Source organism: Treponema sp. Marseille-Q3903, from assembly GCF_014334335.1.
In the GTDB taxonomy this organism is placed as follows: Bacteria; Spirochaetota; Spirochaetia; order Treponematales; family Treponemataceae; genus Treponema_D.
The window spans coordinates 1,323,778-1,350,745 of sequence record NZ_JACSEU010000001.1 but is presented as its reverse complement, the minus strand read 5'-3'; the positions used below and the strand labels follow the sequence as shown (position 1 = coordinate 1,350,745).

General features: G+C 37.3%; 23 protein-coding genes and 1 other RNA gene. 5 read left to right on the top strand and 19 right to left on the bottom strand.

The genetic code is table 11. The features are described from left to right. Positions 1-32: 32 nt before the first annotated feature. Positions 33-1,007, bottom strand: a complete 975-nt coding sequence (locus tag H9I37_RS06125) for a hypothetical protein (RefSeq protein ID WP_187381570.1) — start codon at positions 1,005-1,007, stop codon at positions 33-35. A gap of 52 nt (positions 1,008-1,059) precedes the next feature. On the opposite strand from H9I37_RS06125, the gene mfd reads away from it, so the two are divergent. Beyond that, positions 1,060-4,686 (top strand): transcription-repair coupling factor, encoded by a 3,627-nt coding sequence (gene mfd / locus H9I37_RS06120; RefSeq protein WP_187381569.1) that lies wholly within the window; start codon positions 1,060-1,062, stop codon positions 4,684-4,686. Between the two features lie 62 nt (positions 4,687-4,748). Here mfd and H9I37_RS06115 read toward each other — a convergent pair whose 3' ends face one another. The 6 genes from H9I37_RS06115 to H9I37_RS06090 all read right to left on the bottom strand — a co-directional run bounded on the left by H9I37_RS06115 (position 4,749) and on the right by H9I37_RS06090 (position 9,708). Continuing rightward, on the bottom strand, positions 4,749-5,057 hold the full coding sequence (locus tag H9I37_RS06115; protein WP_187381568.1) for an HMA2 domain-containing protein: 309 nt from the start codon (positions 5,055-5,057) through the stop codon (positions 4,749-4,751). Further along, positions 5,054-7,174, bottom strand: coding sequence for a heavy metal translocating P-type ATPase (locus tag H9I37_RS06110; protein WP_187381567.1), 2,121 nt, complete (start codon positions 7,172-7,174; stop codon positions 5,054-5,056). Before H9I37_RS06110 ends, H9I37_RS06115 begins: the two co-directional genes overlap by 4 nt. A 71-nt stretch (positions 7,175-7,245) precedes the next feature. Further along, positions 7,246-7,455 carry a hypothetical protein gene (locus tag H9I37_RS06105; RefSeq protein ID WP_187381566.1) on the bottom strand — a complete coding sequence of 70 codons (210 nt, stop codon included), beginning with the start codon at positions 7,453-7,455 and terminating at the stop codon, positions 7,246-7,248. Positions 7,456-7,517: 62 nt separating this feature from the next. After that, positions 7,518-8,573, bottom strand: coding sequence for an ATP-binding cassette domain-containing protein (locus H9I37_RS06100; RefSeq protein ID WP_255422507.1), 1,056 nt, complete (start codon positions 8,571-8,573; stop codon positions 7,518-7,520). A gap of 14 nt (positions 8,574-8,587) precedes the next feature. Then, positions 8,588-9,073, bottom strand: coding sequence for a hypothetical protein (locus H9I37_RS06095; protein ID WP_187381054.1), 486 nt, complete (start codon positions 9,071-9,073; stop codon positions 8,588-8,590). A 170-nt stretch (positions 9,074-9,243) separates the two neighbouring features. Next, positions 9,244-9,708: a pyridoxamine 5'-phosphate oxidase family protein gene (locus H9I37_RS06090; protein ID WP_255422506.1), complete on the bottom strand. Its 465-nt coding sequence runs from the start codon at positions 9,706-9,708 to the stop codon at positions 9,244-9,246. 162 nt (positions 9,709-9,870) lie between these two features. On the opposite strand from H9I37_RS06090, the gene H9I37_RS06085 reads away from it, so the two are divergent. The 3 genes from H9I37_RS06085 to H9I37_RS06075 are packed head-to-tail and all read left to right on the top strand — an operon-like array spanning position 9,871 to position 11,302. After that, positions 9,871-10,092, top strand: coding sequence for a DUF1858 domain-containing protein (locus tag H9I37_RS06085; RefSeq protein ID WP_187381564.1), 222 nt, complete (start codon positions 9,871-9,873; stop codon positions 10,090-10,092). Further along, complete coding sequence (locus H9I37_RS06080) at positions 10,089-10,697, top strand: hypothetical protein (protein WP_187381563.1); 609 nt, start codon at positions 10,089-10,091, stop codon at positions 10,695-10,697. The genes H9I37_RS06085 and H9I37_RS06080 overlap by 4 nt, the downstream gene beginning before the upstream one ends. Positions 10,698-10,708: 11 nt before the next feature. Continuing rightward, positions 10,709-11,302 carry a hemerythrin domain-containing protein gene (locus H9I37_RS06075; protein ID WP_187381562.1) on the top strand — a complete coding sequence of 198 codons (594 nt, stop codon included), beginning with the start codon at positions 10,709-10,711 and terminating at the stop codon, positions 11,300-11,302. Here H9I37_RS06075 and H9I37_RS06070 read toward each other — a convergent pair. Both H9I37_RS06070 and H9I37_RS06065 read right to left on the bottom strand, forming a co-directional pair. Next, positions 11,286-11,948: a Crp/Fnr family transcriptional regulator gene (locus tag H9I37_RS06070; protein ID WP_187381561.1), complete on the bottom strand. Its 663-nt coding sequence runs from the start codon at positions 11,946-11,948 to the stop codon at positions 11,286-11,288. The two genes, H9I37_RS06075 and H9I37_RS06070, sit on opposite strands and share 17 nt — an antisense overlap. Positions 11,949-11,990: 42 nt before the next feature. Then, a complete protein-coding gene (locus tag H9I37_RS06065) occupies positions 11,991-12,752 on the bottom strand; it encodes a SagB/ThcOx family dehydrogenase (protein ID WP_187381560.1) in 762 nt (253 codons plus the stop codon). Between the two features lie 385 nt (positions 12,753-13,137). Here H9I37_RS06065 and H9I37_RS06060 point away from each other — a divergent pair, with 385 nt between their 5' ends. Then, positions 13,138-15,027: a dihydroorotate dehydrogenase gene (locus H9I37_RS06060; RefSeq protein ID WP_187381559.1), complete on the top strand. Its 1,890-nt coding sequence runs from the start codon at positions 13,138-13,140 to the stop codon at positions 15,025-15,027. A 20-nt stretch (positions 15,028-15,047) separates the two neighbouring features. Here the strand turns inward: H9I37_RS06060 and rodA are convergent, their stop codons facing one another. From rodA to dnaG, 10 genes are all read right to left on the bottom strand, one after another. Then, positions 15,048-16,361 (bottom strand): rod shape-determining protein RodA, encoded by a 1,314-nt coding sequence (rodA, locus tag H9I37_RS06055; protein ID WP_187381558.1) that lies wholly within the window; start codon positions 16,359-16,361, stop codon positions 15,048-15,050. Positions 16,362-16,371: 10 nt separating this feature from the next. Then, on the bottom strand, positions 16,372-18,267 hold the full coding sequence (mrdA, locus tag H9I37_RS06050) for a penicillin-binding protein 2 (protein WP_187381557.1): 1,896 nt from the start codon (positions 18,265-18,267) through the stop codon (positions 16,372-16,374). Beyond that, entirely contained in the window at positions 18,260-18,784 is a 525-nt protein-coding gene (gene mreD, locus H9I37_RS06045; protein WP_187381556.1) for a rod shape-determining protein MreD, read from the bottom strand. Before mreD ends, mrdA begins: the two co-directional genes overlap by 8 nt. Then, positions 18,781-19,698 carry a rod shape-determining protein MreC gene (gene mreC, locus H9I37_RS06040; RefSeq protein ID WP_187381555.1) on the bottom strand — a complete coding sequence of 306 codons (918 nt, stop codon included), beginning with the start codon at positions 19,696-19,698 and terminating at the stop codon, positions 18,781-18,783. Before mreC ends, mreD begins: the two co-directional genes overlap by 4 nt. A gap of 8 nt (positions 19,699-19,706) precedes the next feature. Then, on the bottom strand, positions 19,707-20,744 hold the full coding sequence (locus tag H9I37_RS06035; RefSeq protein WP_187381554.1) for a rod shape-determining protein: 1,038 nt from the start codon (positions 20,742-20,744) through the stop codon (positions 19,707-19,709). A 17-nt stretch (positions 20,745-20,761) separates the two neighbouring features. Beyond that, positions 20,762-21,718 carry a tetratricopeptide repeat protein gene (locus H9I37_RS06030; RefSeq protein WP_187381553.1) on the bottom strand — a complete coding sequence of 319 codons (957 nt, stop codon included), beginning with the start codon at positions 21,716-21,718 and terminating at the stop codon, positions 20,762-20,764. A gap of 13 nt (positions 21,719-21,731) precedes the next feature. After that, an RNA gene (gene rnpB, locus H9I37_RS06025) (RNase P RNA component class A) lies at positions 21,732-22,130 on the bottom strand. Between the two features lie 27 nt (positions 22,131-22,157). Beyond that, on the bottom strand, positions 22,158-23,141 hold the full coding sequence (locus H9I37_RS06020) for a zinc ribbon domain-containing protein (RefSeq protein ID WP_187381552.1): 984 nt from the start codon (positions 23,139-23,141) through the stop codon (positions 22,158-22,160). Between the two features lie 114 nt (positions 23,142-23,255). Next, positions 23,256-25,127, bottom strand: coding sequence for an RNA polymerase sigma factor RpoD (gene rpoD, locus H9I37_RS06015; protein WP_187381551.1), 1,872 nt, complete (start codon positions 25,125-25,127; stop codon positions 23,256-23,258). A gap of 12 nt (positions 25,128-25,139) precedes the next feature. After that, the gene (dnaG, locus tag H9I37_RS06010) at positions 25,140-26,948 is read right to left on the bottom strand and encodes a DNA primase (RefSeq protein ID WP_187381550.1); all 1,809 of its coding nucleotides are present in this window, start codon (positions 26,946-26,948) and stop codon (positions 25,140-25,142) included. Positions 26,949-26,968 lie beyond the last annotated feature (20 nt).

Sequence of the window (26,968 nt, the reverse complement as noted above, 5' to 3'; positions counted from 1 at the left end):
ATTTTGCTTTTATGATTTTTTATCAATAAAAATTATTCTGTCCCAAGATTTACAACTGTGTAATCATAAATCTGCCAGATTCCTTCACGCTGTCTAACTTTGTATGTATAGCGTTTCTTTTCGCTGAAGTTCGGATATTTAAACCATTCTGTCACGACAACCTGCCCCTCAGAAGGAGTGTAAGTAGTTTTTTCAATCTGGAAAGATTCAGGGACTGATACGATGTCGTTTTCAATTCTCGACTGCATTAAATCTGTTTTAAAAGATGTTAGCATTCTTGTACGTTCTTCGGCGCTGACTGTGATATATTTCTTTTTCAATGAAGGATTTTTTTGCAATAAAGATTCAACGTCCATGTAGAGGAAATACTGATCCCAAAGAGATTTTTGACGCGCTATAATTGTCTGTTCAACGACTTTATCAGGAGAAAGGTCTAGCGGTTTTAGTAACTCGACTGAAGTTTCTTTTACAGGCAACACATCAGCAGCAGATGATGGAGCGGGTCTAACTTCAAGCGTAAGCCTTTTTGATTTTATTGAAAGGTATTTTGATTTATATAATTCAGGATAAAACTGAAGCTCTAGATAATAAACTGAAGGTTCTTCAATTTTCAAAAAGTTTTTTACATTTTCTACGAAAGAATATTCTTCGCCTTGTTCAATTGCAATCTCACGGAAATAGACAGTCTGATTTGTCGTGCGTTTCTCAATAAGACTTTCAGTCTGCTCAAGCCGTTTGTTTTTTACTGTATATGCATTAAAATCCATGCTGAATGCTCTGTCATCGGCGAGTTTAAAACGAAGCGTTTCCGTACCGTTGTTTTTTACTGATATATGAACAAAAATAGGCAAGTCGTCTGCATTGCCTGGGTAATAAACAGTTCTGTTGTAATATTTTATTGAAACTTGAACATTGCTGAAATCCTGAACTTGAGTTTCCTGTGCAAACCCCACCTGTCCAAACATACAGAGAACTGATATAATTAAAAAAAGTTTACGAATTTTCAACGTATTCTCCTGTGAATCTTTAGTTATACTATTATATCATCGGTAAAATAAAATGAAATCATTAATCACTATAAATGAAATATTGCATAAATGCCCTGAAATCAACGCCAGCATAGAAAAGTTTTTTTCAGATAAAACAATATTTCCGCAAAATATCTCTGGAATCAACGGCAGTTTGTTTTCTTACTTTGTGGCAGAAACGAGCGCTACAAATCATTTTCGTTCGTTGCAAACTGCACAATATTCTTCAAGCAGCAAAAACACTCCCGCATACAAATCATTTTCTTCCGACCTCATCATAATTGCACCGACATACGCTGAAGCTCAGGAAATTTCAAACGATATTAAAACAGTTTACGAAGAAGCAAGCGTTTTTATTTTTCCTGAATGGGGAACAGTTCCATACAGACCTGCTGCAAGAGGCTCTATAACGTTCGGACGCCGCTGCGGAGTGCTTTCAGAGCTTTTGCACAAAGAAAAAAAAATCACTTTTAAAGGCAGAGCACGGATTTTTATTTTTACTCAGCGTTCATTTATCACAAAGCTTCCGAATCCTGAATATCTAAAAAATCTGTCATTTAAGCTAAAAAAAGGCGATAAACTTGATACGACAAAAATTGCAGAAAAACTTGCGGCGATGGGATATATAAGAGTCCCAAAAGTATCTGTTTGCGGCGAATTTAGCCTGCGCGGTGAAGTTTTAGATATTTTTTTGCCGTGCGATGAGCATGCAACTCGAATCATTTTTGATTTTGATGAAATAAGCTCTTTAAAATTTTTCGAGGCAGATTCGCAGGCGACAGTTGCAGTCAGAGATGATGTCTTGATATATCCTATGAAAGAAGTTTTATGGAGCGATGAACTTGTTGAAACGGTTCATGAGAAACTTATCGAATATCAGCAATCTGCTATAAAAATCGATGAAGGACCAAAAGTAAATGATGAAACTGACATTACTCTAAAGAAAAACGTGCATCTTCCATTCACAGATGCCGCTTTGGAACGAATGGAAAACATGCTGACAGAACTCTCGATAAGCCATGAAGCAGAAGGTGAAGAATTTTTTTATCAACTTTTGTGGGATAGACAATATTCGGTTGCAGATTTCATAGACGAAAATTGCTTTGTTTTCATCTACAATTACGACAAACAGATAAATGCCGAGCTAACAATCGGTCGCGAATACGACAAACTCTATAGAACGTCACGAGAAAACTTACCGATTCTTCCTCCCGATGATGTTTTATTTTGCTTTCAGAAATTATTAAAAAATATCTCACGATGTATATTTTTTAGGACACTTTTAACACAGGAAGAGCATGATAATAAAGAGTTTATAAAAATTTCTTCAGAACCATCCAGGAGTTTCTTTGGCAACATCAATTTTATGAAGGAGGAACTTGGCAGACTTCAAGAAGACAAGTGGAAAATCTTTATTTTTACAGATAACGAAAATCAGCAGCTTCGCATTCATGAAATTTTTAAAGATTATACAGATTTGCCGGAAAATGAGAAATCAAAAATTGCAGTAACATTGATTCCAAAACCGCTTTCATCAGGATTCAGCATGCCGGAACTCAAACTGCTTGTAATTCAAGAAAACGAGATTTTTGGAAGGCGAAAATATATCCCTAAATCTGTAAATAAAGCAAAATCTAAAGCTATCGACACATTTGTTGAATTAAACCCCGGAGATTATATTGTCCATGTAAACTGGGGAATAGGGCTATTTCACGGGATTGAGCGCATAAAAGCTCTTGGCAATGAAAGAGACTACATCAAACTCGAATACGCAGACCAAGAGTATGCTTTTGTCCCTATTGAACAAGTAAACCTTGTACAACGTTATATTGGAAATGAGGGTGATAAACCTAAATTAGACAGAATCGGAAGCAAATCTTGGGAAAATCGTAAAAACAAAGTAAAAAAAGCAGTTGAAGATATTGCACAAAAATTGATCGATTTGTACTCTCGCCGTCAGGCTTCTACAGGATATGCGTTTCCTAAGGAAAAAGAATGGCAGTCCGCATTTGAGGCAGCATTTCCGTATGAAGATACGCCTGACCAAATCACAGTTACAGAAGAAATAAAACAAGATATGGAAAAACCTGTTCCGATGGATCGTTTGCTTTGTGGAGATGTAGGATACGGTAAAACTGAGATTGCGATGAGGGCAGCGTTTAAGGCAGTTATGGGCGGAAAACAAGTTGCTTTTTTAGCCCCGACGACAATTCTTGCAGAGCAGCATTACGAAACATGTACGCAGCGTTTTAAAAACTTTCCTGTAAAAATCGAACACATGTCGCGGTTTGTCACTCCTGCACAACAAAAAAAGATTTTACAGCGGCTCGAAGAAGGGCAATTAGATATTTTAATCGGGACTCACAGAATTATTCAAAAAGATGTAAAATTTAAAAATCTCGGTCTTATGATTATAGATGAGGAACAGAGATTTGGCGTAAAAGACAAAGAAAAACTCAAAGTCATGAAAAATAATATCGACTGTTTGACAATGTCTGCAACGCCAATCCCTCGTACACTGCACATGAGCCTATTAAAAATTCGAGATATGAGCCTTTTGACAACGCCTCCACAAAACCGACAGCCGATTGAAACTGTGGTAGACGAATACACTGATGAAAGAGTCGTGTTGGCAATCAGACAGGAAATAGAGCGGGGCGGACAAGTTTTTTATCTGCACAACAGAGTAGAAACTCTTATGGAAGTTAAAAAAAAGATTGAAACAATCGTTCCTGAAGTTTTAGTCGAAGTCGCTCACGGTCAGATGTCAGGCACGCAGCTCGATGATATTTTTCAGAAATTCAAGCTCGGCGGATTCCATGTCTTAATATCTACGACTATCATTGAAAACGGAATCGATATTCCCAATGTAAACACAATCATAATAGACCGAGCAGATATGTACGGAATTTCTCAACTTTATCAGCTTAGAGGACGTGTAGGGCGCAGCGACAGGCAGGCATACGCATATTTACTCTATCCTGAAAATAAAGCGCTTTCGGAAGTTGCGATGAAAAGGTTGCAGGTAATTTCAGACTTTACTGAACTTGGAAGCGGTTTTAAGATTGCGATGAAAGATATGGAAATAAGAGGGGCAGGGAATCTTCTCGGTCGTGACCAGTCCGGCGATGTATATTCTGTTGGATTTGATATGTACGTTCGTCTGCTAAACGAAGCTGTAAATAAACTCGCAATGCAAAATGATTACAAAGAGCCGGCAGAAGTCCTTATGGAACTCGAATACACAGGCTTCATCCCTGACTCATATATAATCAATCCACAGATTAAAATGGAGATTTACAAAAAAATTGCAGGCATCACGAACGAAGATGAATTTGATTCTGTGCTCGCTGAGCTTTCAGATCGCTTCGGTCCGATTCCTGATGAAGTTTCAAGTTTGCTTGCACTCGCTGAAATCAGGATAATCTGCCGAAAACTTTCAATCAGTTCAATAAAAGAACGGCAAGGAGAAGTAAAAATCGAGTTTATGCAGGTTTCAAATCTTTCTATCGATAAAATTTTAAAACTGATCAAAGAGAATCCAGAAACAGTGAACCTCAATCCGCAACTGCCGAACGTCATCTTCATAAAACTCGGCAAGATTGGCTTAAAAGAAAAATCTGAATTTATCAGGGAAAAACTAAGTCAGTTGGGATAGAACTATGATTGGATAAAATTATGATTGGCAAAGTTTTGAAACGCAAAAAAAGATTCTAAAAACTACCATTTTTCAATAATTTTTTTTAGTTCTTGAAGTTTTTCCATTATCGCAGTGCGTTTTTCAGCGCTGTAATTGTGAGCAAGTTTTTCCAAATCTTTAAAAAACGGAACAAGCGGCTCAAGTTTTTCCATCGGGACTTTAGAAGGCTCATACTCAAGCAAAACGCTCCCGTTTATATAATTATTCTGGACGTTTTTAATTGCATCACAGCTTTTTAGTATCTTGATGCATTCTTCTACAATCACAGAATCTTTAAATACTTTTTCTCTAAGCCTTATTCTTCCCGGGAAAAAACTTGTTACAATCATCTTAATTCTCCTAAATTTCCCGAGTTTTCAGGTAAAAGCGGTCTCATCGATGAAAGCGAAATGCCAATCGTCGCTGTGTTGTGGAAAATTGCAGCTAAAGTTGGCGGAATAAAACCGATAATGCCGCCTGCCAAAAGAAATGAATTTATCCCGATGATTATTCTGTCGTTAAAATACATCCGCTTAAGAAGTTCTTGCCCAAGCAGCCGCACAGTTACCAGATTTTGTAATCCGTCATTGCTCAAATTTATATCTGCAGTGTCTCCAGCAATTGGAGTTGCTCCGTCTATTGAAATCCCGATGTCGGCAGCGGAAAGGGCTGGAGCGTCGTTTATTCCATCTCCAATCATGATAACTTGATGTCCGGCTTTTTTTTCTTTTTCAACGAACTTTACTTTATCTTCGGGCAATGCATGTGCATGAAATTTATCGATTCCTGTCTGTTTTGCGATTTTCTTTGCAGCACCTTCCGTATCGCCAGTTATCATTATTGTCTGCTTTATGCCAAGTCTTTTCAAACTACATATAGCATCTTTTGCATCTGGGCGTACAGGATCTCCAATCGCAATAATTCCAATCAGTTTTCCATCATAAGAAAGATATAAAAGTGAATTTCCTATATCCATTTCTTTTCTCTGAATTTCTTTTACTTGCTCAGTGAGAGGGATTTTTTCATCTTCAAAAATAAAATGGGCGCTGCCGATGCATGTTTTTTTATCGTTCAGTTTAGATACAATTCCATGAGCGACAATATATTCAACTTTTGTATGATGTTCAGGATGAATCAGATTTTTCTTTTTTGCAGCTTCAACTACTGCGCGACCAAGCGGATGAGGGTAGTGTTCTTCAAGACAAGCAGCCAGAGTAAGCACTTTATCTTTTGACTCTTTTTCAAAAGTATATATCATATTTACTGTCGGGTTTGCATAAGTGAGAGTTCCAGTTTTATCAAATATAACTGTATCTGCACTTGCAACAGCTTCAAGATATTTTCCGCCTTTTACGCTGATTCCCATTTTTGCAGCTTCCTGCATTGCGGAGAGAACAGAAATCGGAGCGGATAATTTCATAGCGCACGAATAGTCTACCATAAGCGTAGAGACAGTTTTCCTAATATTTCTTGTGACAAACCATGTCAAAGCTGTCAACAAAAAATTGAACGGAACAATCTTTTGCGCAAACTCTTCGGAACGCTTTTGAGCAGCTGCCTTAAGATTTTGAGAACTATCTATCATCTGAATGATGTTGTTCACTTTTGTATCGTTGCCGATAGATTTTACTGTAACAAAAATCTCTCCTTCTTCTACAATAGTTCCAGCAAAGACAGGTGCTCCTTGTTTTTTTTCAACAGGCATAGATTCACCTGTTATACTAGCCTGATTGACCATTCCTTCACCACGTTCAACAATTCCGTCTACAAGAATCTGAGTTCCAGCTCGGAATGCGACAAGATTCCCAACTTTGACAGACGAGATTGAAACTGTTTTTTCCTCATCGCCTTCAATTTTCTGAATCTTGTCATCCATGTTTAAAAGTTGGTGTGCCAGATTATCGTATGAGCGTTTTTTTGTTATTTCTTCGATCTCTTCACCCATGCCTAAAAGCATGTTGATGTTTGACGCCGTCTGCCTATCTCCTATAACAGATGCGACTATGAGCGCAGTCGCATCGAGTAAATCCGTATTGAAAAAGTTTTCTGTAAGACTTGAATAAATTGCTTTTAATACTCGTGGCATGATTTTTACAAATAAAATACAGTGACGGAGAGGGATGGGTAAAAACCATTTTTTAAAATAGTGAATGGCGAGTGTCTGCACAATCACGCCGAAAATACTTTCACTTTCAGGAATATCTTGAACTTCTGCCAGAAGTTTTTTATCATTCAGATATTTTCCAGTCAATGCTTTAAAAAGGTTTATCAGTTCCTGTTTTGAAATAACGCTTTCTTCAAAGCACACCAAAAAAGAACCGATGTGAGTGTTTACATCTATATCTATAATTCCTTCCTGAACTGCGATCAACGTTGTCGCTAAAATTGCTTGTTTAGATGTGTATTTATTTTTATTGTAATGAAGTCTGATTCGACCTGGCAAATAGTGATGGATTTCTACTTTCATAAAAAAATATTCCTAAAAAAAACAGCGGTTATTGGACTATTAACTATTAATAGATAACCGCTGTTTTCAAACTATGCATTTTCTTTGTTGTATTTTGCTTCTGCTGCGATATCTTGCGCATCTTCTTTTACAGATTCAGCAAATGATGCAGCATCTTCTTTCAACTGCATACCTCTACCTACAACTGCTGCACATGCTTTTTTAAAACCCGGAGTTTTAAAAAGCTGAACGGCAGCGATTCCTGCCACAGCACCAATTGCAAAAGCACCCCATTTAGTCATAATGAAATCCTCCATCTATTTTTGTATACGAAAAATAATATCACAAACAGTATCAGATGTCACTAAGTAATTTTTTCGCATGCTGCTAAAAAAATTATGTTCATAGTTATGTCGTAAAGTCTGCTTGTAGCACTGATAAGCGGCTCCAAAACATCTTTTTTGACGTAACTAAAACGGACAATCATTTCGCCATGTTGAAGATGAATAACCGGAGAATCTTCTGCAATCATCTGATCGATTTTTGTGAGATTTGAAGTTGCCCGGATAAAGCGTTTTATAACTTCGCTATGAGGATTTGCAAAAATATTAAAAACCGAGTTTTGTTCAACAATAACACCGTTTTCCATAACAGCAACGTGTTGACAGATATCTTTTATAACTTCCATCTGATGAGTGATAATCACAATTGTAAGATTCAACTCTTTGTTCAAATTTTTTAACAGTTTAAGGATTGAACGAGTCGTTGTAGTGTCCAATGCGGAAGTTGCTTCATCGCATAAAAGAATATCAGGGTCATTGGCAAGAACTCGCGCAATTGCAACGCGCTGCTTTTGACCGCCGCTGAGCTGATCCGGATAGTTTTTTGCTTTTTCATCAATTTCTACAAGTTCCAAAAGTTGATGAACTTTTTCGGATATCAGTTTTTTTGACAAACATGAATACTTGAGAGGAAAAGCGACATTATCAAAAACGTTGCGGCTTGGCATAAGGTTGAAATGCTGAAAAATCATTCCTAGATATGAGTCCGGACTTGCTCCAATTTTCCATGCAACAACTTCACGATTATACAGGTCTTCAATGATGTTTAGATAATAAACGCCATCACTCGTATAAAGATATGTAATATCCGTTACAAAAATTGTTCTTGGAATCGGACTGTAAAAGTTTCTGTTCAGCACATTTGCTGGTACAGTCTCTTTTAATGCTTTACGTCTTGCATATACTTCTGGACTATATTTTTTGCGTCTAACAACTGAATTAAGGCTGTTTTCACGCATTATTCGAGCTACTTTCTTATGATTTATCGTATATCCCATAGAAATAAGCTTTCTGGTCATTGCTCTATAGCCAAGAGTATAATCGAGCTGTATTTGAATTGATCCAATAAGCTGTATCAATTCTGCATCCGGATTTACTTTTTCTCGTCCGCTGAGGTATTCGTAGTAGCACTTCTTTGAGACTCCGGCGATTGAGCAGAGACGGGTGACGTTGGAACATCGTCCTGAGCTGAGAAGATGGAAAATGCATTCGAATCTTTTTTTTTAGCAACCTGATTAGGGTTATATCCCATCAGTTCAGACAACGTTTCCAGATAAGCAACTTTATCTCTGAGATATCGAATTTCAGCATCTTTCGTTTTAAACTCAGGTTCTTCGCTTTCCAATTCATTTCTCTCAATAAGTCCTGTATAATCGCTTTTAGAACTTTCTAATTCGATTATACCTTTTTGAGACGATTGATTTAAGGCTTTTTCCGGTGATTCAACCCATTTTTTTAATGTAAATGGACTGATACCATACTCATTTGCAATCTTGAAATATCCGCCTTTACCAGCCAGATAATCAGAAATTGCTGCCGCTTTTGTTGCAGGACTTGGTAACATAAAAACACCTTGCAAAAAGCGTCACCTGTAATTGGGTTCAGTACTTTTTTGACCGTAACCTTATTTGGGGTTCACCGATTAAAAATAGCAACGTTAACGGGGTTCTGACCAAAAAGCTAATAAATAGTAAAACTCAACATTTTATAATGCACGTTCTGTCAACCACCACTATTTTCACATTGATTTTATGATTCATTTACAAGTTTTCCTGTAATATGTTCCGGTATTAATTCCAAACACAAAACTCTTGAAAATGATTTTTCCATTTCTTTTTCAATGTATTCATCATTATCATAAAATTTACGACAAAGCTTTTCACAGATTTTACGAGCTAAAATCATATTTGTTACAGGTTTTATTATCCCAAACACAACTACACTGTTTATATTCAAAGACCATTCACCTTCTTTGCGAAATCCTTTATCGTAAACACAAAAACTAACTTTATTGCATTTTGTGATTGCATCAATTTTATGACCAACTTTTGCACAGTGAAAATAGATTCTATCATCTTCTTCACAATACCAATGAGTAAGCGGAATTCCATACGGATAGCCATCATCGCCAAGCATTGAAAGAACACCTCTAGGCTCACTTTTTAAAATCGCAATGCACTCTTCAAATGGAATTTGTTGTTTAATTCTTCTCATTTCTCGGAACATAAATGCGTGCCTCCACGATATATAATATTTTTTATTATATAGATAAAGCGTATTTTTTATCAATATAATTTTTATGTTGCGTATGCAACAAACATTTATTTTCACATCTGATATTATCATGTTAGTTTTTATAGAATAAGGAGTTATTTTATGGCAGATTTGGAAAAACACGTATCTGGAGACATGCTTGTAGGACAGATTGTAAACGAACATCCAGAAGTAATTGACACTTTGATGGGAATTGGAATGCACTGTCTTGGGTGCCCTTCTGCACAGATGGAAAGCCTCGCTGATGCAGCTTATGTTCACGGTCTTGATCCTCAAATGGTTGTCGATGCTGTAAATAAAAAAATCGACGGAGGAGTTGCATGAGTTCTTTTCTTGGGCCGATTCACTTCTGGCTGTACAACAAAGTCAAATTTCAAGAAGAGCTCACCTTTTACCTTTATACTTTCGCAGTAGATAACAACATTGTTGCCGACGACGCAGAAATCAGTTCTCTTGTAAAGAAACAACTTCGCCCGCTCGATGAATTGATCGATGCGATGAATATTCACAGCTGGCTTCAAGATTGTATTCACGATGCTGAAAACCGTTACGCAAAACTTATCGTAAAACTTACAGATAAGAATGATAACTTTCCAGAGTTTGAAAAGGCTGCATTTAAGTTTGGAAAACTCCACAATGTCGGACAAGTTTCTGTGCGAGACGCTTACAGGATTTTTGATGATTCTTTTTTAAACGGAATGCCTTGTGACAGAGTGAACGTGATTACAGATCAAGATGATTTTCGCATCAGTTGGGAACAAACTCAAGATATTCACGGCTCATATTGGAACAATGCCGGAGGTTCTCCTGAACTTTATTACAATCTTAGAAAACAAGTGATGCTTGGCATGCTTGAAGACTCAGGATTATCATTGGAAAGCCATGACTATTTACACTACTCGATTATTTCAAACAAAAAAGTATTTTAGGAGAGTTACTGATGTACTCAATTGATTTGATGGTAAAAGAACATTCCGACATCCAAAAGATGATAAGTTGTATTCACAAGCGATGTTGTCAGATTTTAGACAATGATGACAAAGTTTGTGATGCAAACAATAATATCTTACCCGCAACAATTAAGGAATTTTACAATTTCATAGATTTTACAAGAAACTATGCAGACCATCACCATCATGGGAAAGAAGAAAAAATTCTTTTTCCTCAGATGACTTTGCATCTTGGCAAAATTGCAGAAAATCTTATCACTCACGGAATGCTTGTTGAGCATGATTTAGGAAGAGCGCATATCCGTGCATTGGAAACTTCACTTAAAATGTATCAGGAAGAGCCGAAAACCGAACAAAAACTTTCGATTCTTACAGAAACAATGGGATATGCAAACCTTTTGCTTTTGCATACAGAAAAGGAAAACTCTGTTGTATACACTTATGCGGAACGCATGCTAAGTCAGGAACTTAAAGATAAAATCGATTTGGAATGCAGAGAGTTTGAAGAAGAACAAGAAAAACTCGGAGTTCAAAAAAAGTATCTTGAAATGCTTGAAGATTTCACAGTCAAGACTTCAAAATAAACTCATTTTTTTCAAAATCGATGAGCCCTTCGTCTTTCATTGCAGAGAGCTCTCGAGTCATTGAGCTGCGGTTTGCGTCAAGAAAATCCGCAAGTTCGCTGCGGTTTAAAGGAATTACAAACCTGTTTTTGTTTTTCCTTTGAGCCTGCATAGAAAGATATGCGAGGATTTTTTCCCTCAATGTCGATTTTGATGCAACTTCAATTCGTTCCATGAGTTTTACACTTTGTTTACCGAGCAAATTGAACATGTTTTCAGCAAGTTTATGATGGAACGGGCATCCTCTTTCACATGTGTGAATTATGTTTGCAGCCCTGAAAAACAACACCTGACAGTTGCTCGCAGCGACAAAAGATACGTGAGAATTATTCAGTTTTTGGACAGCAAACGTTTCGCCGAACAGCTCGCCTTCATTCATATAAGCAAGCATAGTTTGATTTCCCCAGTAATCATATTTGAGCATGTGGACAGTCCCACAAAGGACAATGCCGACATTTATAATATTTTCATCTTCGATTATTATCACCTGTCCTTTCTGATACTTGCGGACAAAAGTATGCATGCAATGAAAAAGTTCGTTCAACTCTCTGTCATTGAGTCCTTCAAAAAGAGGAATTTGATTATATGGAATGACGCTTTCACTCATTTTAAAATTTCCTCTGCAGCGTTCCCCGCTTTGTTTTGAGTTTTATTTTTTACCGGCAGCTGCGAGATAAACTGTAAATTCGTCTTTGCCGTCAACTTGAAGCAGTTTGTCAACTACGTCCTGCTCATAAACACCGATTGCACAGCAGCCTGCATCAATTCCTTCGCATGCAATATACAGGTTTTGGCATATATGACCGACATCAATTAAAATCTTCTTGTGAGCCATGATGTCAAATCTATATTCGCTTCTGTATGGGATTGTTGTCCAGACAAAAATTGCGGCAGCTTTTCTTGCAAAATACGGAAGGAACGGTTGTTTTGAATCAAGCATAAAACTATCTATTATGTCTGAAATGTTTTCAATTTTTTTGATAAAAACAAGTTTGTTCTCGATCGGAAGATAATTGTAAACGCCTCTTTCGAGTCCATCTACATTTTGAACAATGATATATGATTCTATGCTGTAAGAAGCGCCGCCGGAAGGAGTTGTTCGCTTTACAATTCCACCCTCTCCCCTCTGGTTTACACCATTACTTGCCCACAAAAGGTAGGAAAGTTCTGAAAGCGATAATGCTTGTTCTGCATATTTTCTTACGCTTCTCCTATTTTTGAACGAATTATAAAGGCTGTCATTTTTGATGATTTTCGGATCGGGTTCAGGTAAATCGATCAGCACATAATTTTCTGACCAATTTTTTTCAGCAGACGGTTTTGGCAAACCTTTTTTTGAATCGGTTGTGATTCCATCTAAATCGCTGAAATAAGTTTTTAAAAATCTTCTGTTTTCGTTTATGCTTGGCATATTCTTTCCTCCTATAAAAACTTTTGCAGGAAATAGCAATTTCCGAAAAAGTTTTTAGCCGTGCGCAAGAGCGCACACGTTCAATAGTCGAGTTTGCAAAATAAAGCGTATCGTATTCATTTGATTTTTATCGAAACGACACGTATACACGTCTTCTGCAAACATCCAGGCAAACTCGAAATAAAAAGTATCGGCGATATTTCAGACGACACTTTTTATCACACCTCCTTTATTATATATCTATCATACTTCAAATTATTTTTCTACTTGTTACCTGTGCAACAACTTTCTTGTATATTAATTGATTATATTCTATTATGAGACAATATAAATATAAAAAAAAGATTGTGTGACATATTTTACATCGCACTTTGGAGGTTTTAGGATGGATGCAGCAGAAATTGACGCAGCAGGAAAGGGGCTTCAGTTTTTTGGAGATACAGTTGTTGAAAAATGTGAAATTGTAGAGGGACAGCCTAATGTATATCTTTTACAGACTTCAATTCACCTTGAGCGAAATTCTCAATCTGAACCCAAACCGGGACAATTTTATCTGATCCGCGCAAAACACTCTTGTGTAAATTATAACAGACCTATAAGCGTTTATCATTCAAAAACACTCTTCAATTCTGATGGCTCAAAAGATGTTGAAGTTCAATTTTTGATTTTAAAAAAAGGACGTGGAACCGATGAACTTTGCAATCTTTCAAAAAAAGATATGATGACTGTTATCGGTCCGCTTGGAACACAGTGGCCGGAACCGGAGAAAGGTGTCGATAAAATTCTGATTGTAGGAGCAGGAATCGGAGTTGCCCCAGTTGCGAACTTTGCATCTACCCTCCCCGACAATTCTTATGATTTTTATGCCAGTTTTAAAAGCGGTTCATACGGTCTTGAAAATGTTCATGCAAAAAATCTTGTAATCACGACTGATGACGGAAGTGTCGGAATAAAAGGCATTTTACCTGTCGCTCTAACAAAAGAAGCCGTACAAAAAGCCGGATACAAAGTGATATATGCATGCGGTCCGACACCTGCGCTTGCATACATAAAAAAACTTTCGGACGAACTTGGGATTAAAAGCTGGATAAGCATGGAACACAGAATGCTATGCGGACTTGGGGCATGTCTTGGCTGTACTATTGAAACTACAGAAGGTCTTAAACGCTGCTGTAAAGACGGTCCTGTGTTTGATGGCAAAATCATAAAGTTTGACCCTCCTCAGCAACGCAGAAAACCTTTGGCCCCTGAAACTGAACCTGATTTAAGCGTAAAAATTGCAGGAGTCGATTTTAAAAATCCTGTAATCGCTAGCGGAGGTACTTTTTCATTTGGACAAAATTATCGCGGAGTAAGCGATGTAAACGCATGGGGCGGAATCTGTTCAAAAGGAATTACATTAGAACCGCGTGAAGGCAATCATGGAGAGAGATGTCTCGAAGTTGCCGGCGGAAATATGAATTCTATCGGGCTGAACAATCCTGGAGTTCCATATTTTATTGAAAACCTTTTGCCACAGATGATGACACTTGGTCCAAAAGTGATCGCAAACCTTGCAGGAAGTGATGTTGAATCTTATGTAGAAGGTGCAAAACTTTTAGACAAAACAGATGTCGCAATGATCGAATTGAATATAAGTTGTCCGAACGTAAAAGCTGCTGGGCTTGCTTGGGGAATGTCCGCAGAAACTGCATTTTACTGCGTATCAGCAGTGCGAGCAGCTACAAAAAAGCCTCTTATGGTAAAATTATCTCCAAACGCTCCCGACAATAGACCTATTGCAATTGCGTGTATAAAAGCCGGTGCAAATGCTATAAGTCTTATTAATATGATTCACGGCGTTGCAATCAACATCGATACAGGTAAACCATTTTTCAACAACGTCCATGCAGGCTACTCAGGACCGGGACTAAAACCAGTAGCCCTTCGCATGGTTTACGATGTTGTTCAAGAAATAAACAAGCTTCCACAAGAGCAACGTGTCCCTGTTGTCGGAATCGGCGGAATATGCACGTGGCAAGATGCAGTCGAGTTTATTATGGCAGGCGCAAGTGCTATTGAAATAGGACAGGCAAAGTTTACCAATCCAAATGTTGCAATCGACATTGTAAACGGATTGCGTAGCTTTATGAAGTCGCATGGATACAAAAATCTTGAAGAAATGCGTGGAATTGCACAAACGCAGCCCCATAGTTCAGCACACACAGATGAAAAAGGACATTACTCTGATTTGAAAAAAATGATGGGTAAAAAAAGTGAATGCGGCTGTAATTGATAATTTTAATTGTGCCGCAATTACTTCAAATCAGCCTTACGGTAGTTTATATTCATCAAAAGACCTATGCATGACATTGCAGTCAACAAAGAAGAACCGCCGTAAGACAAAAACAATAGAGGAATACCGGTTATAGGCATTATTCCCATAACCATTCCGACATTTATAAAGAAATGAAACGAAAACATTCCAAAAATACCTGCGCATATATACATGCCGTATTTGTTTGAACATTTACGAATTATATACAATATCTTCAGCAGAATTAAAAAATACAATATAAAAACTACACACCCACCAAGGAATCCGAATTCTTCTGAAAGAATACTGAATATAAAGTCAGTGCTTTGTTGAGGAAGAAAACGGTAATGGCTCTGCGTTCCCATCAAATACCCCTGACCTAAAAGACCACCCGCTCCAATTGCAACTTTTGACTGAATTATATTCCATCCAGCTCCGAGTGGATCTTTGTTTGGATCCATAAAAATTATCAGGCGCTTTATCTGATAATCTTTTAGCACCTTTCCGAGCACAAGTGAAAAAATAAGAGCAAAAGCTATAATAGAAAATGCGTATGAAATCCAGAAAATATATTTTTGACCGTGCAAATACCTTCTGATTATGTATCCGACTAAGGTGATAATCAAAATCGCACCGGTCAAAACTATGCGAAGTTTCATATTCGTAAAAATAGAGATAAAAATATGTGGCGAAACTGCAATCTCATTGTTCCAAACAGGCAGAATTGCAAATAAAATAGTCAGCATACCAAGTGAAAACACATACATTATATATGTAAGCGGCACTCCTGCGATAAAACACATAACAAGATAAATTGGAATATAAACGCTCGCTGTCCCTAAATCAGGCTGAATCAAAATCAATCCCATTGGAACTATTAAAGCGGCGGTAGCATATGCAAATCTCTTAAAAGGAGTAAAATTTTGCGTCTGTACAAAAACACGGGCTAAAAAAACGATAAAGAAAACTTTCCCGAATTCCGATGGCTGAATCCCAAACTCCCCTATTCCGATCCAGCTTTTTGCGCCGTTTACAAAACGTCCAAAAATACGCGTATATATCAACAGCAAAATCAAAAAGGCATACAGATAAAGAGAAATCGATTCAAATTTTCTGTAATCATAAACAGTGATTCCAATCATGATTATAAACCCGATTGAAGCCCATATTATCTGTTTTATATATTCGTTTGTGACAGAAACGCCTTTCGAGTTGATGCTTGAAGAATAGATAAACATTACACTCATAGAAACAAGTACGAGTATAATTAAAATCAAGAGATAGTCGAACATGGCAAAAAATTTATTTTTCATTAAAACTCTCCTATTCTCGCCTTGCACCTGAGTTTTTGCGCAACTCTTCAATCACTGACTGATATCTCAGAGCGTTTACCGCTTCATCATAATTTTGATTGTTGAAGTACCCTTGGATGATAATGTTAGTACAATATGGAGCCCACCATTCCCAATTGTTGATAGCTTCTACAATCGTGGCAACACAAATTCTATCTTCAGGAGGGGCATCGTATGGTGCGTACGCTACAAGCCATGAATGCCAATGTTTGTTATCTGAAGAGTTTTTATATTGATCGACTTCGGCAGTTCCCGTCTTTGCAGCAACTTGAATTTTTTGTCTATGAAAAACCCACTCTATCGTTCCATCAGTCACCGTATATCTCATAGCATCTTGAACTTCTTTCCAGACATCGTTATCGATTGTTGACTGAGTCAGAACGGTAGGTTTAATTTCTTGAATAACTTCATTTGTCACAGAGTCTCGAACTTCTTTTAGAATATGCGGCTTATAGATTGTCCCTTCGTTGGAAACCATCGCTACCATATTTGCAAGCTGCAAAGGAGTCGCTTCCATGTAGCCTTGCCCAATTGAGCATGACATTGTGTCGCCTCCAAGCCATTTTTCGTGGAATTTTTTCTCTTTCCATTCAGCAGTCGGAACAAGCCCGTTAGCCTGACTCGGAAGATCGATTTGTGTACTCTTTCCAAAGCCGAATTCCCGTGCATACGAAGCGATTTTTTCAATGCCAAGATAGTCACGACCAATTGTCCAAAAATAAACGTCGCAAGATTGTGCAAGACCGTTTTTCATATCGAGCCAGCCATGACCCGGATCTTTTACGTGACAATGGAAAACTCGCCCTCCGTAAACCATTTTTCCTTTGCATTCAATCGCTTTCGAAGACGGGAAAGCTTTTTCCTGAAGCATTGCAGCAGTCATGATTATCTTAAAAGTAGATGCAGGAGGATAAGAGACTTGAACCGCACGGTTTAAAAGCGGATTCAATGGATCACGGGTAAGTTTTGCATATTCAACAGCAGAATCGTCAGAGCTAAAGATATTTGAATCAAAATAAGGATATGAAACCATTGCAAGGACTTCGCCTGTTGAAGGTTTTAATACGATAGAAGCGCCGACACGCGCTCCCAAAGCATCTTCTACAAGTTTTTGAATGTCTGAATCGATTGTAAGAACAAGACTGTTTCCCATCGTCGGCGGTTCAATTGTAGGAGTATTAGATATAATTCTACCGTGAACATCTACTGTTGAAAGTTCACGACCGGGCTTTCCCTGCAAAAGAGAATCATACTGCTTTTCAATACCTGTTTTACCTATGATACTATTTTGGGTATAACCTTGATTATAAAGTACGGTGATTTCAGTTTTATTTATATCACCGACATAACCTACAATGTGAGAAAGAGAACCTGTATGAAGATATCGCCTGATAGGTTTTGAAATCCACGAAACGCCGGGTAAATCTGTTTTATTTTCTGCAATATTTGAAATAACTGTAAACGGCACGTTTGATTTAATTTGAATTGCTGTATATGAACGGCGTATATTTTTTGGAATTTTTTTATCTATTTCGGCTTTGCTTATACCAAGATAATTTGCAAGTTTTAAAATTACTGTATCATATCGCCCAGAAGGAATCTCGCCGGGAGTGACTTCGACAGCAAAAGAATTTTCATTTGTCACGATTGGAAGATTTGCTTTACGATCAAATATTTCTCCGCGCTGTGCAGAAATAATACTTATCTGGCTCGAGATTCTCTGCGATTGAGAGCGATAATGTTCGCCTTGCACTATCTGCATAGAAAAAAGCCTGTACAGATACACTGCAAATCCGAAAGCAATCATAATCGTCAATATCATAACTTTAGAGACTTTGCTTATCTTGTCTTCTGTAATTTTATACATTTTCTATATTATCCTCAGAATTTCTGATCGATATAGCTTTGTTAAAAAATTTTAAAAATCGGAAAATAAACGGAGCGATGACGATGTTTTCAACAAATTCAAATAAAAATTCGTACGAAATAAATCCTGTGACATAAATGTTGACATTCGGAAAAAGCAAAGCGATAAGATGAATTAAAACAGCTTTTATCAGAGTTCCTACCCCAACACAAAAAATTGGAATAACTAAAGAAGAAATGATAATTTTTTCATGCAATAATCCGTATAGATAACCGATAATCGTCCTGTACAGACAGTTAAATCCAAAAGGAATCCCTGTGATAAAATCTAATATCAGCCCCGATATAAAACCTGTCGTTTCACCGGCAACTTTTCCATTTACGAGAGCAAAATAAATTGAGCATATCAAAACCAAATCAGGGACTACAAGAAAAAATGAAATATTAGACAATATTGATGATTCTATAATCGCGGCACACAATAAAATGATTGAACTTATAACTAGAGATTTTGTCATTTTTTTGAACCTCTTTCAGAATCTGAGTTTGCACTACCGTCGGGGTGCTCCTGTTTTCTATCATTCAATTCCTTTTGATTTACGACTATGACAGTTTCAAGTCGCGAAAAATCTATGATCGGCTTTACCTCTATATTCAACGTAGAGTTATAATCTAGTGCTACGATTTTAGAAATACTTCCGATAGTGATATCTCGCATATAATTGTCATTTTCACCAGAAGTCACGATTATATCGCCGTATTTTAGTTGGCTTGCAACACTTTTTCGAATATATTGCATCTGAAGCGGCTGTTCCTGACTTCCAAGCCCGTTTACAAGTCCTAAATCGCGCGTATTTTGAACACGTGCAGAGACAATGTTATTAATATTGTATACAGGCATAATCTGGCTTGTGAACGTACCGACTTGAATCACTTTCCCGACAAGACCTCGGTTACCGTTTTGCATCGCAATTACAGGCATATTCTTTTTAATTCCATTGATACTTCCTTTATCAATAGTCAAATACGAAAAAGCATTGTCAAGCTCTCTGGATATAATCTGAGCAGGGATATTTTTTTCGTCCATGGAGATTACAAAATCTAACTGCTCACGAAGCCGCTGATTTTCTTTTCGGATATCGGCATTTGTCCTCTGCATCTGCTCGTATTTTTCAAGTTTTATAACAAGTTCATTGTAATCTTTCTTCAACTTTCTCAGTTTATCTACAGCAAGAACTGTATTTTTTGTTCCGCTTACAACTGCGTGGACGCCCTTGTCTAAAGTTGTGAAAATTGAAAATCCTATTTTTTTAAAGTTTAGGACAAAACTCCCAGAACTAAATGCAAGCATCACACCTGCGATAGTTACATACAAGATAAAAAGAAATTCTGAAAATTTTATACGAAACGAAAAACGTTGTTTTCTAGACATAACTGAAATTAGTCATTGAGGCTGTCATAAACTGTACGCTCTGAGTACATATCTTTGAACAGGCTGAATGCTTTTCCTGAACCGAGTGCAACGCATTCGAGTGGTTTTTCAACAAGAATAACAGGAACACCAGTCTCTTTGGAAATCAGTCTTGGAAGTTCACGCAGCATTGAACCGCCACCAGTCATTACAATGCCTCTTTCGATGATATCCGATGCAAGTTCAGGAGGAGTTTCGCTTAAAACAGATTTTATTTCTTCAACAATTTTTGTGATTGGATCTTTTAGCGCTTCACGAACTTCTACGCTGTCTATTTCAAGGCGTCGTGGAAGACCTGTAATTGCGTCGGTTCCTTTGAGTTCCATTTTTTCAATAGTTTTTTCAGGAGCCGCATTTCCAATTTGAATCTTAAGTCGTTCTGCCGCAGGCTGTCCGATTATAAGATTATGTACACTGCGCACGTGTTTTACAATCGCTTCGTCAAATTTGTCTCCGCCAACACGAATTGAGTGAGTTACAACCATGCCACCTAGTGAAATTACAGATATTTCTGCTGTACCGCCGCCTATATCGCATATCATGTGACCTGCAGGTTCAAAAATAGGAATATCAGCACCGATTGCAGCTGCACGGCTTTCTTCAATTACTTCAACTTCTTTTGCACCGGCTTTAAGGGCAGCTTCAATCACTGCACGTTTTTCAACATCAGTGATACATGAAGGAATTCCTATTTTCATCCTTACAGATTTAAAAAACTGATGGCGTGGAATTATCTTCGAAATGAAATACTTTATCATTTTTTCAGTGCTGTCTATATCGGCTATCACACCGTCCGCAAGAGGACGTATTGCCATGATGTTTCCGGGTGTTTTATCAAGCATGCGTTTTGCATCTGCCCCGACAGCGACAATGCGCTTTGTACCTTTTTCTACTGCAATTACAGAAGGCTCATCGATGATGATTCCTTTATCTCTAACATAAATAAGAGTGTTGCATGTTCCTAAATCAATACCAATATCAGTAGAAAATCTATCGAAAAATCCCATTATATTCCTCTCAATTTTTAATTATCTGTTATTTTTTGTAAGGCACCTTGATGATTTGCCTGGCTTTTTAGCGCTTTACGCCACTCTGCTCTGGCTTTCACAATATTACCTTGTTTTTCATATATTACACCAATTCCATAATGTGCGTCAGCAGAATTTTGATTTTTTTTCAAAACATCTTCAAATTCTCGCATTGCTCCATCATAATCTTCTTTTTCTATATATATATTTCCAAGAAGATTTTCAGCTTTTATTATAATTTCTTCGTTTTCGCTGTTATTTATGATTCGGAACAAATACTGTTCTGCAGCACTGAATTCTTTTGCATTATTATACTGTTCTGCGATTGATAGTAAAAGTGCATCTGATTCTCTTACGAGCAATGCCTCTGTGAATGCGGATATGCTCTCCATTGTCATTCCAAGAGATGCATAACTTAAACCGAGATATTCAGCGATGTCATCTGCTTTGTATCCGTTTTCCTTTGCAAGTAAAAGGTATTTTACAGCTAAATCTGCATAATAATGAGTAGTGATTGTGTTTTTATAAAAATACGCACGCCCAAGCATGTACTGAAGCTGTGGCTGTAAAGTTTTTTTCGAATTGTAAAGGGCAATTCTCAAACTGTTGATACACTCGTCAAGATAAGCTTGAGCCTGCTGTGTATCGGTTTGCGCCTGAGAAAGGAAAAAACAAGCATAACCGTAATATGTCAAAACTGTATTGTTGTACGCATTGTCTTGCAAAAGAATTTTACTATGTTCGTAAACTTTTTTATAATCGTATTCTGACCATGCATGTTTTACATCTTTGATTGAGATCCGACTTGCTTCATATTTTTTTATAAAATGTATTCCAAGTAAAACAATTCCTGTCACTACGACTGCAACAACTGAAACTTTTATCAATACAGGCAGAAAATGAATATGTTTTTTTGCATAATTATTGTTTTTAATATCAAATTTGTTTTTCATTGCAGTCACAAAAAAAACAGACGGGATTGTAAGCCGGGTTCTGTCTATGAACACCGAAAGGTATTCACAATAACCATCTATCCGCATCAACTGTTGCCAGCTGACTCTAGCGATTTACCCACAGTATTGCTCGGAATAACATAACTGCTGCTTAATCTTGCTCCAAATGAGGTTTTCAAGCCGTAAATGTTACCATTTACGCGGTAGTCTCTTACACTGCCTTTTCACCCTTACCTTTTCAGGCGGTACAATTTCTGTTGCACTATCTGTCACAATCCGGGTTATGCAAGAAATTATGCAACTACCAGATTATGCCCGGTGGTTACCCGGCATTTTTTCCGAAGGAGCCCGGACTTTATCTCATTTTTATATCTTATCATCAAGATACAACAACGCGGTTATATCCCGTCTGCTATTAATTAAAGTTTAAAAAAATAAATTATTCGTCGTCGTTTTCTTCATCAGAATCATCAGAATCTTCAGATTCGTCTGAATCATCATCTTCATAGTCACCGTCTTCATTTTCATCAGAAATTTCTTCATCGTCCAATTCGTCTGAATCTTCATCTGTTTCGTTTAGATCTTCATCTTCTTCATCAGGTTCATCGTCAAAATTAAGACCGGCAAGTGAGCCAGCGATGCCCATTGTAAAGTAATTTTCTTCTTCGTTTTCATTGACTTCTTCGTAATAAAGGATGCGCGAACAATATGGACAGAAGTTGATGTCTGCACCTTCGCGAACTTCATTTGCAAAATTTGCAGGAAGAATCATGTGACATCCGGAACAAACTCCGTTTTTCACAGAAACAATACCTTCCGAGTTTCTCTGAATAATTCTCTGGAACTTAAAGAGAATTTCCTGAACTTTAAGTTCTGCATTTTCTTCATCTTTATAGATTTCTTTTATATTGTTTGTAATTTTTTCTTCTTTGGAATTTAGAGCTTTAAGTTCTGCATTAAATGAATCAAGTTCTTTGTTTAAAGAATCTTTGTTGGCATTGAGTTCATCTTGCTGAAATTTTATTGAATCTTCCGAAGTTTTTAAATCGTCGTTTATGCCGGCGAGTTCTTTTTCTTTCTGCTGAAGTTCTTTTCTAAGGTCATCTTCCTGAAACTTTGCTTCTGTTATCTGTTTTTCAAGAGCTTCGTATTCTTTGTGAGTGACGCTGTTTGCTATTCCCTTTTCGCCTTCTTCTCTCATTTTTACAGCTTCAGAAAGCTTTTCTTTAAGCTCTGTAACAGTAGCCTGAGTTGCGTCAAATGTTTCTTTTTGCTCAATGTATTCTTTCTGAGTTTTTGCAAGTAAATCTTCCTGATTACTCAACTGCTTTGGAGCATCGCTGACTTTTTTTTCAAGTTCGTATTTTTTTACAAGAATATCTTGCAAAGACTTTAAATTTTCAAAAACTTCTGTTGTTACCATTATGGTTCCTCTAAAAATATTTTGCTATTGTATAATAATTTACTACAATTGTCTATTGCTATGTTTAATGCCGAATTAAACTTGAAACGCTTATATGCAGAATCTAAACTGCAATTACGTTTCAATATAGTCACGCAAACCGTTTGCTCTTCTCGGGTGTCTGAGACGCCGCAAAGCTTTTGCTTCAATCTGACGAATACGTTCGCGAGTTACATCGAAGTAAAGTCCAACTTCTTCCAGAGTGAGTGAATAGCCGTCTTCAAGCCCAAAACGCATTTTGAGGACTTCCTGCTCGCGCGGTGGCAAAGTGTTTAGAACAGAACGCAACTGTTCCTGAAGTAAAGTAAACGCAGTCTGATTTGCTGGATTTTCAACTTCTTTATCTTCGATAAAGTCTCCGAGAATAGAATCTTCTTCTTCACCGATTGGAGTTTCAAGAGAAATTGGTTCTCTAGCAACATTTTTCACCTGTTTTACACGTGCCAACGGCCAACCAAGCTGCTGTGCGATCTCATCATCAGTAGGCTCGCGACCTAATTTTTGCATAAGCTGACGGCTTTCGCGGACAACTTTATTTATCTGTTCAATCATGTGAACAGGAACGCGGATTGTACGAGCTTGGTCAGATATAGAACGAGTGATTGCCTGACGAATCCACCACGTAGCATATGTTGAAAATTTAAAACCTTTTCGGTATTCAAATTTTTCTACAGCTTTAATCAAACCGATGTTTCCTTCCTGGACGAGGTCAAAGAAATGAAGCCCGCGGTTTGTATATTTTTTTGCAATTGAAACTACAAGTCGCAAGTTTGCATTGATAAGGCGATTCTTAGCTTTTTCCATCATAACACGACCGTGCTCGATGTCTTTTGCCATTTTCAAAATCTTTTCAACATCATTTTCAAATTCATATTCAAGCCTGTGAAGTTTACGTTCAATTTTTTGAATCTGAGTATAGATATCTCGGATCTCATCTGCACTCATATTCAAATCTTGCTCAAGACTTGCTGCCTGAGAACGAATTGAAATTTTACGACCAAGGTTGCGAAGTTCAGAAGAATTGGAAATTTTCAGTTCTTTCATCTTCTTTTCTTGTTTTTGATGATATTCGTCTATTTTCTCTGTGGCATCGCGATATTTTTGTGTAAATTTGTCGAGTTCTTCAGTCTGAATATCGATGTTGTGCAATTCCGGCAAAATTTTTTCACGGAGCTCAGCCAGCTTAGGATTCTCAAAAATCGCGCTCGACTGCTCTGCTTCAAAAAGTTGCTTTTTCAAAGCCATATACTGTTTCATTTCCGAAAGAACAGGTTTTATATTTTCGCCATAAAAACTTTTAAGACGACGCTTATCAGCCATCTCTTCGTTGATCTCTTTGCGTGTTTTTCCTGTCTCATGAATATCGATGCGAGTAAAAGCTTTTTGTGCAATTGAAAAAAATTCGGGAATCATTATGCCAGATTGCTTGATGACATCTTTTATGATATTGTTCCCGTCTTCCATTGTTTTTGAAAGCTCAACTTCCTGCTCCGCAGTAAGGAGATTTTCTTTACCGATTTCACGAAGATATAGCCTTATCGGATCATCGACACTTGAATCTTTATCGCTGTTTACAAGCTTGTTTTTTGAAGCTGTGAGTTTTTTTTCTTCCTGTTCAAGTTCAGAAATCGATTCATCTTCCTGAGGCAAAGCAGCAACATCATCGTCTTGCTCAAGCATTATGTCGTCGTCTTCTTCTTCATCTTCAGGAGTAATTTCATCTTCGGTTATTTCATCTTGACCGATTATTCCGGTTTCTATAGGTTCGCAACCTATATCTTTCAGTATTTTTAATACAGGCTCCATCAATTCATCAGAATTAACAAATTCCTGCCCAAGATACTCAATCACATCGTCCCATGTAATCACACGTTTGGTTTTTGCAAATTCCACAAGTCTTTCAACTGCAGGATTAACGGGTAAAGCTTCGTCGCTTTTTTCATCCATAAAAATGCTCACCTATTTTTTACCTAGACTTTGAACTTCTTTATCAAGTTCAAGTTTTTCGACTAGAAGTTTGTTTAATTGTTTTTGATCTTCCTGCGTCACTACAGTGTATTCTCTAATCCTATGCAATAAATTATTTCTCCGGTCATCAAGTTTATTTTTATTTACATAATTTACAGTATCTTCAACAATTGTACTTATTTTTTCACTTTGATAAACACCAGACGAAATCGATTCAGTTATAAGCTGCACCAGTTTTTCATCATCACAACGGTCTAAAATATCTCTGATAGTAAAGCGATTTTGATTAAAACACTCTTCCAGTATTTTAAATAACTTTCTGGCAGACGGGTTTTTAAAATCATTCTCGGTCAGTTTTGTGCGAAGAACCTTTAATTGGTCTAAATCGGCTGTAACAGCAATTAAACCACGCAATTCTGCGTCTAATTTAACTTGTGTATTTTGTTGGATTTGATTATTATTTTGCCGGATATTTGCACGTTCGCTGGCGTAGTTTCGATTATTAAAATCCCTTTTAACAGCCTCCGGTTTTAAATTAAATGACTGGCACAACTGTTCCAGACAAGATTCTTTCTGTATATCAGACTTAAGCGCATCAACATACTGGAAAAAATCCAGTGCTGCTTTTGTTTTACCCTCAGGAGTCTCCACAGGGTATTTTTCACCTAGTATAGATATAAGATAGTCGCTATCTAATATAGCATTATTTACCTGTGCTGTCAAGTTATCGGCGCCAAATTTTATCATAATTTCAGCAGGATCTTTTCCGCCTTTCAAACTGATAACTTTTACTGTTAAATCAAAATGGCGGCACATCAAAATTGCGCGCATTGTAGCGTTTTGACCAGCAGCGTCCGAATCAAATGACAGGAGAACTGTGTCTGCAAAACCTCGTATCATCTTTACCTGCTCTTCTGTAAGGGCGGTTCCAAGCGGCGCAACTGCATAAGTTATTCCGCACTGATGATAAGCGATGCAGTCCATATAGCCTTCACAAAAAATCACAGCTTTTTTCTCTCTGATTGTGTTTTTGGCAAAGTTGAATGCAAATAAAGTTTCTCGTTTTTTATACTGAATAAGTTCGCCCGAATTCAAATATTTTCTATCATCGGAACCCTGTGGATGGAGAATGCGCCCGCCAAATGCGACAACTTTCCCATCTCTGTTGAAGATTGGAAACATAAGTCTGTCGGAAAAAAAAGAGATATCAGGGTACTTTTTGCTGAACAACCCTGATTTTGCAAGAAATTCATCGCTGAAGTTTTTTTTGTGCAAAAAATCTTTAAGCCAACGTCTGTCTGCCGGGGCATAACCGATTTTAAACTTTTCGAGAGTTTCCTTTGTAAGTCCGCGCTTTTTTATATATTCAAGTGCAACGCGCCCCTGCTCTGTTTCCATCAAAAAATAATGAAACATTGAAGCTGTTCTTTCGTAAAGTTCTATAAGCTGGTCAATATCGTTATTTTTCTTATAGTCTTTTGGTGGAATAAAACCGTCTTGATATTTTACTTCAATCCCGCTTTTTTTAGCTAATGAACGGATAGTATCGGCATAAGATAGCTTTTCCATCTCCATCACAAAGTTGATTACATTCCCGCCTTTATGGCACCCAAAACAATGATAAAACTTTTTATCACCATCAACATGGAAAGATGCCGTTTTTTCGCCGTGAAAAGGACAACAGCCCCAATAGTCGTTTCCGCTGCGCCGTTCGAGTTTTGTGTATTCACCTACAGTCGAGATGATATCCGTCGTATTGAGAACTGCATCTATAGTTTCCTGTAATATATATCCGGCCAAAATGTTTCCTTTATATCTAT